General features: G+C 70.4%; 8 protein-coding genes. 5 read left to right on the forward strand and 3 right to left on the reverse strand.

Going from position 1 to position 6,449, the window contains the following annotated elements:
• The 3 genes from eno to VFM98_RS09505 all read left to right on the forward strand — a co-directional run.
• The coding region (eno, locus tag VFM98_RS09495) for a phosphopyruvate hydratase (RefSeq protein ID WP_325109679.1) at positions 1-801 on the forward strand (801 nt) is incomplete at its 5' end.
• Positions 798-1,073: a septum formation initiator family protein gene (locus VFM98_RS09500; RefSeq protein ID WP_325109680.1), complete on the forward strand. Its 276-nt coding sequence runs from the start codon at positions 798-800 to the stop codon at positions 1,071-1,073. The genes eno and VFM98_RS09500, both read left to right, overlap by 4 nt.
• Entirely contained in the window at positions 1,070-1,762 is a 693-nt protein-coding gene (locus VFM98_RS09505) for an ATP-binding protein (RefSeq protein WP_325109681.1), read from the forward strand. Before VFM98_RS09500 ends, VFM98_RS09505 begins: the two co-directional genes overlap by 4 nt.
• Before the next feature lie 15 nt (positions 1,763-1,777).
• Here VFM98_RS09505 and VFM98_RS09510 read toward each other — a convergent pair whose 3' ends face one another.
• The 3 genes from VFM98_RS09510 to VFM98_RS09520 all read right to left on the reverse strand — a co-directional run bounded on the left by VFM98_RS09510 (position 1,778) and on the right by VFM98_RS09520 (position 3,631).
• Positions 1,778-2,020: a hypothetical protein gene (locus VFM98_RS09510; protein WP_325109682.1), complete on the reverse strand. Its 243-nt coding sequence runs from the start codon at positions 2,018-2,020 to the stop codon at positions 1,778-1,780.
• A gap of 124 nt (positions 2,021-2,144) precedes the next feature.
• On the reverse strand, positions 2,145-3,110 hold the full coding sequence (locus VFM98_RS09515) for an Hsp33 family molecular chaperone HslO (protein WP_325109683.1): 966 nt from the start codon (positions 3,108-3,110) through the stop codon (positions 2,145-2,147).
• A complete protein-coding gene (locus VFM98_RS09520) occupies positions 3,110-3,631 on the reverse strand; it encodes a gamma carbonic anhydrase family protein (RefSeq protein ID WP_325109684.1) in 522 nt (173 codons plus the stop codon). The genes VFM98_RS09515 and VFM98_RS09520 overlap by 1 nt, the downstream gene beginning before the upstream one ends.
• 37 nt (positions 3,632-3,668) lie before the next feature.
• Between VFM98_RS09520 and VFM98_RS09525 the strand changes: the two genes are divergently transcribed.
• A complete protein-coding gene (locus tag VFM98_RS09525; protein ID WP_325109685.1) occupies positions 3,669-4,481 on the forward strand; it encodes a ferritin-like domain-containing protein in 813 nt (270 codons plus the stop codon).
• A 324-nt stretch (positions 4,482-4,805) separates the two neighbouring features.
• Positions 4,806-6,449: cation:proton antiporter (locus VFM98_RS09530; protein ID WP_325109687.1), on the forward strand; the 1,644-nt coding region annotated here is incomplete at its 3' end.

Below are 6,449 nucleotides of genomic sequence, written 5' to 3' on the forward strand. Positions count from 1 at the left end.
CTGATGATCATCCCCGTGGGCGCCCCCTCGTTCCGCGAGGCGCTGCGCTACGGCGCCGAGGTGTTCCACGCGCTCAAGAAGATCATCCACGACAAGGGCATGAGCGTGGCCGTCGGCGACGAAGGCGGCTTCGCTCCCAACGTGGAGAACCACGAGGCCGCGATCCAGATGATCCTGCAGGCCATCGAGCGCGCCGGCTACAAGCCCGGCGAGCAGGTCGCCCTGGGCCTGGACTGCGCCTCCAGCGAGTTCTACAAGGAAGGCGAGAACCTGTACGACCTCTCGGGCTCCGAAGGCGAGCAGCTCTCGCCCGAGCAGTGGGTCAGCACGCTCGAATCCTGGGTCGGCAAGTACCCGATCATCAGCATCGAGGACGGCATGGCCGAAGGCGACTGGGACGGCTGGAAGCTGCTGACCGGGCGCCTCGGCCGACGGGTGCAGCTGGTGGGCGACGACCTGTTCGTCACCAACACCAGGATCCTGAAGGAAGGCATCGAGAAGGGCATCGCCAACTCGATCCTGATCAAGATCAACCAGATCGGCACGCTCAGCGAGACCTTCGCCGCCATCGAGATGGCCAAGCGCGCCAACTACACCGCGGTGATCTCGCACCGCTCGGGCGAGACGGAGGATTCCACCATCGCCGACATCGCGGTGGGCACCAACGCCGGCCAGATCAAGACGGGCTCGCTCTCGCGCTCGGACCGCATGGCCAAGTACAACCAGCTGCTGCGCATCGAGGAGGACCTGGGCGAGATCGCCCAGTACCCGGGCCGCGCGGCCTTCTACAACCTCCGGTGAGCGCCCGCGTCGTCGCCGCGCTGCTCGTCGGCCTGCTGGCCGTCGTGCAGGCCCAGCTCTGGCTGGGCCGCGGCAGCGTCGGGGACGTCGCCCAGATGCGCCAGAAGCTGGAGCAGCAGAAGGCGCGCAACGCCGCCGCCCAGCAGGCCAACGCGCAGCTCGCCGCCGAAGTGCGCGACCTGCAGGAGGGCCTGGAGATGGTGGAGGAGAAGGCCCGCGCCGAACTGGGCATGGTGCGGCCCAACGAGATCCTGGTCCAGATCGCGAAGTGACGGCCCCCGCCGTCCCCGCGCCGGCGGGGACCCCGAAGCGCATCGCCCTGCTCGGTGCCGAAAGCACCGGCAAGAGCACCCTCGCCCACGCCCTCGCCGCGCACCTGCAAGAGCGCGGCCTCGAGGCCATCGCCGTGCCCGAGACCTTGCGCGAATGGTGCGAACGCGCCGGCCGCGCGCCCCGTCCCGAAGAACAGCTCGCCATCGCCGAGGAGCACGAACGCCGAGTCGATGCCGCCGCCGCGCGCGCTGACTTCGTCGTCGCCGACACCAGCGCGCTGCTGGTCGCCATCTACGCCGGCATGCTGTACGAGGACGGCGCGCTCTACCGCTTCGCGATCGAACGGCAGCGCCGCTACGACGCGACGCTCGTCACCGGCCTCGACCTGCCCTGGAGGCCGGACGGATTGCAGCGCGAGGCGGGCTCGCGCGAAGCCGTGGACGCCCTCGTGCGCGAGCACCTGCGGCGCAACGGCATCGGTTTCCAGGTGGTCTACGGCGCCGGGGAACAGCGCCTGCATGGCGCCGTGCGGGCCCTGTCGACAGCGGGCGTGCTGCCGCCTTCACTGCGCGCAGGCGAAGAGGCGGAAGGCACCGGTGCGGCCGGCTGGGTGTGGGTGTGCGAGAAGTGCAGCGACCCGGCCTGCGAGCACCGGCTGTTCACGAAGCTGAAGGAAGCGCGGCGCTGAGGCCGCGCGCCGGCTTCAGTTCTTGTCCTTCTTGACCATCTTCTTGGTCTTCTTGGTCGACTTCTTCGCCACCTTGGTGCCCTTCTTGGCAGCGGGCTTCTCGGCGGCCATGCCGTTGGCGGCGCCCGTGGACGGCGTGGCGCCGGCCGACGGCGTCGCCGGCGTGGCGGGGGCGGCCGGGGTGGCAGGGGTGGCGCCTTGCGCGAAGGCGAAGGACATGGCCAGCGAGGCGATCAGGGCAGCGAGCAGCTTGGTCATCGAGGTTCCTTGGGTTGACAGGGCGGCAACCGCCCCGCTGCTTGCAACGCGCGACGTAGGCTTTTGGGTGACAGCCAGGACGCCGCGAGCGTGTCGGAATGTACCGACACGGGCGTTCGCGCCCTCAGTGCATGGTCGACGAGCCGGGCGGCCGGTCTTCCCGCGCCGTGAAGATCTGCGCCGCATCGACCGCGTCGAAGCGGTAGTGCTGGCCGCAGAAGTCGCACGAGACGTCGATCTCGCCCCGTTCGGCCAGGATGCTCTCGGCCTCCTCCTCGCCCAGCCCCCGGATCATGCCGGCCACGCGTTCGCGGCTGCAGGTGCAGGCGAAGCGCGGCGCCTGCGGCTCGAAGCGCAGCAGCTTCTCCTCCCAGAACAGGCGCCGCAGGATGGTCTCCACATCGAGCTCCAGCAGCTCCTTGGCGGTGAGGCTGCCGGCCAGGGTGGCGATGCGGTTGAAGTGTTCCAGCTGCTCCGCCGGATCCATCTCGGTTCCCGCCGCGGCATGGCTGCCGCCCTCGGCCGGCAGGCGCTGGATCAGGAGGCCGGCGGCCACCGTTTCGCTGGCTGCCAGCACCAGCCTGGTATCGAGCTGCTCGGACTGCCGCATGTAGTGCTCCAGCACATCGGCCAGGCGCGGCGCGCCGCTGCCCGTGGTGGCGTTGAGCGGCACCACGCCCTGGTAGGCCTGCTGGCCGGGCAGGCGGTCCTTGGGGTCGAGCGTGATCGCGCAGCGCCCGCGCCCGTTGACGTTCACCAGTTCCTGCAGCTGCGCACCCGAACCCACCTCGCCCACCACCTTGGCCGTCACGCGCAGGCTCAGGTCCTGCTGCACCTCGGCCACCGCGACCTTCACCGGCCCTTCGCCGAAGATCTGCATCACCAGCGCACCGTTGAACTTGATGTTGGACTGCATCAGCACGCCGGCGGCGGCCATCTCGCCGAGCAGTTCCGCCACCGGCCAGGGCCAGGTGGAGGCGGCGTCGTCCGCGCGGCGGCGCGCCAGGATCTCCGTCCAGGCGTCCGTCAGGCGCACGATGTTGCCGCGCACCGGCAGGCCCTCGAACAGGAACTTGTGCAGCTCGGACATCAGCCGATCTTCTTGGCGCGGGCGTGGCGCTGCGCGTTCTGCACGTAGTGCGGGGGAATGCGCTGGAACTTCGCCACCGCCTCGGCGTCGAGCGTGCGGATCGCCTTGGCCGGCGAGCCCACGATCAGCGAGTTGTCGGGGAACTCCTTGCCTTCGGTGACCACGCTGCCGGCGCCCACGATGCAATTCTTGCCGATCCTGGCGTTGTTCAGGATGACGGACTGGATGCCCACCAGCGTGCCCTCGCCGATGGTGCAGCCGTGCAGCATCACCTGGTGACCCACGGTGACGTTGTCGCCGATCGTGAGCGGCACGCCGGGGTCGGCATGGAGCACGGAGAGGTCCTGGATGTTGGTGTTGCGGCCGATGCGGATCTTCTCGGTGTCACCGCGGACGACGCAGCCGTACCAGACGCTCGCGTTCTCCGCCAACTGCACCTGTCCGATCACCTCCGCGCTGTCGGCGACCCATGCGCCTTCTGCCAGTTGCGGCGCCATGCCGTCGAGTTCGTAGATCGCCATTCGATTGTTGTCCCGGGCCAAAACTAGAATTGTAGGGATGGAGCTTCGCCAGGAGGCCCTCCGGGCCCTCAGCGAGCCCGATCCGCGCGCCAAGGCCGCGCAGGTGCGCTCGCTGTTCGCGCAAGCCCGGCAGTTGGCCGTCGCCCCTTCCGCGCCCTTGCCGGCCGCCGCCCTGCCCGGCCGGCCCGCGCGGCCGCAGCTCGTGCATCCGGCGCGCGTGCCGCGGCGCTCGCCCGCCAAGCCCGAGGGGCTCGCGGCGCTGCTGCACGCGATCGCGCACATCGAGTTCAACGCGATCAACCTCGCGCTCGATGCCGTGTGGCGCTTCGAAGGCATGCCGGCGGAATTCCATCACGACTGGCTGCGGGTCGCCGCGGAAGAAGCGTTCCACTTCACGCTGCTGGCGGAGCATCTCGCGACGCTGGGCCACGCCTACGGCGACTTCGACGCCCACGACGGCCTCTGGTCCATGTGCGAGAAGACCAAGGACGACATCGTGGCGCGCATGGCGCTCGTTCCGCGCACGCTGGAAGCGCGCGGCCTCGACGCCACGCCGCAGATCCAGGCCAAGCTGCGCCAGGTCGCCACCCCCGCGGCGCTGCGCGCGGTGGAGATCCTCGACGTGATCCTGCGCGACGAGGTGGGCCACGTGGCGATCGGCAACCGCTGGTACCGCTTCCTGTGCGAACGCGAGGGCCTCGATCCGGTGGCGCACTACGCAGTGCTGGCGGAGCGCTACGCCGCCCCGCGCCTGCATCCGCCCTTCAACGAGGCGGCGCGGCTCGCGGCCGGCTTCTCCGCCGAAGAACTGGCCTGGCTGGCGGCTGGGGCTGCGGCTTCGCGCGGCTGATCTCCCCGTTGGGCGAACCCAGGGCACACCGGTGCCTGACCAGCGGCGCGCGCGGGCCAACGGATGGTCGCTGCCTTTGCTTTTGCCAGCGCTAGCATGCCTGCACGGGACTCGGAGGGGGAAAAGAGGGGTCGTGCAGGTGTCGGCACGGCAACCCTGTCGATCGCCGCGGCCATGCTGGCCGCGGCGCCCACGGCGGAGGCGAAAGGGCTGCGTCGCGCAGGCGGCGGCAGCGCGATCACCCGACGTGAAATACAGCGCGGCTGATCCAGCTCAGGCCCGCGCGCGCATGGCGTTCCTAGAATCGCACGCTGCGCTGCCCTGATGGACCATTCCGCCTCCCTGCCCTTTCTCCGAGAGACCCTGCTGTTCCTGGTCCTGGTGGGCATCCTGATTCCGCTGCTGCAGCGCTTCCGCATCAACCAGGTGATCGGCTTCCTGGTGGTCGGCGTGGTCGCCGGGCCCCACGGCAGCGGCAGCCTGGCGCAGGACTTCCCGCTGCTGGCGTTCTTCACCTTCCCGCGCGAGCAGGGGGTGCACGCGCTCGCGGAGCTGGGCGTGATCTTCCTGATGTTCCTGATCGGGCTCGAGCTGTCGATCCAGCGCGTGTGGGAGCTGCGGCGCTGGGTGTTCGGCGCCGGCGCGGCGCAGGTGGTCCTGAGCGGGCTGGCCATCGGCGCCGCGGCCTGGGCCTTCGGCAACACGTCCAGCGTGGCGCTGGTGCTGGGACTCGTTCTGTCGCTGTCGTCGACGGCGGTGGTGATGCAGTTGCTGGTGGAGTCGCGCGCGCTCGCGACGCCGGTGGGGCAGGCGAGCTTTTCCGTGCTGATGTTCCAGGACGTGGCCGTCGTGCCGATCCTGATCCTGGTCGAACTCCTGGGCCGCCGGGCCGAGGCCGGCCTGGTGCAGCGCTTCGGATTCCAGCTGGCCGCCTCGCTGCTGGTGGTGGCTGTGATCCTGGTGCTCGGGCCGCGGCTGGTCCGGCCCCTCTTCCGCACCTTCGCCCGCCGCCGCCAGCCGGAGGTCTTCACGGCGTTGTGCCTGCTGGTGGTCCTGAGCATCGGCGGGGCGACGGCCGCCGCGGGGCTCTCGATGGCGCTGGGCGCCTTCCTGGCCGGACTGCTGCTGGCGGAGACCGAGTACCGGCACGAGGTGGAAGTCACGGTGGATCCCTTCAAGGGCCTGCTGATGGGCCTGTTCTTCATGTCCGTGGGCATGGAGATCGATCCCCGCGAGGTGCTGCGCGAGCCGCTGTGGATCGCGTTCTCGGTCGCGGGCCTGCTGGCGATCAAGGCGCTGATCGCCGGCGGCGTGCTGCGCTTCGCCGGCCTGCGCCGCGGCCAGGCGCTGGAGGCCGGCCTGCTGCTCGGACAGGGCGGCGAGTTCGCCTTCATCGTGATCGGCGCCGCGATGGCGGCCGGCACGCTGCCGCGCGGCATCGGCCAGTTCATGTTCCTGGTGGTGAGCCTGAGCCTGCTGGTCACGCCGCTGGTGGCGCGCCTCGCGCACCGGATCGGGCACAAGCTCGATGCGGACCCGCAGGGCGAGCGGAAGAGCGAGTCGCAGGAAAGCCGGCTGCCGCCGGCCACCGGGCACGTGGTCGTGATCGGTTTCGGCCGCGTCGGCCGCATGCTGGGCGAGGTGCTGGCGCAGCAGGGCGTGCCCTACATCGCGGTGGAACACGATGGCGACCGGGCGGCGCGGCTGCGCGAACAGGGCTTCCCGGTCTACTACGGCAACGCGACGCGGCTGGAGTTGCTGCGCAAGCTGAAGCTGGACGAGGCCACCAGCCTGGTGGTGACCATGGATTCGCCCTCGGCGGCGCGCCGCGTGGTGCAGGCCGCGCGCGAGCAGGCGCCGCAGCTGAAGATCTTCGCCCGTTCGCACGACGAGGCACACGCGCGCGAGCTGGAGGCCGTGGGCGCCACCAGCGTGGTGCCGGAGATGCTGGAGGCGGGGCTGCTGCTC

Origin of the sequence: Ramlibacter sp., from assembly GCF_035706265.1 — a bacterium.
Taxonomy (GTDB): domain Bacteria; phylum Pseudomonadota; class Gammaproteobacteria; order Burkholderiales; family Burkholderiaceae_C; genus Ramlibacter.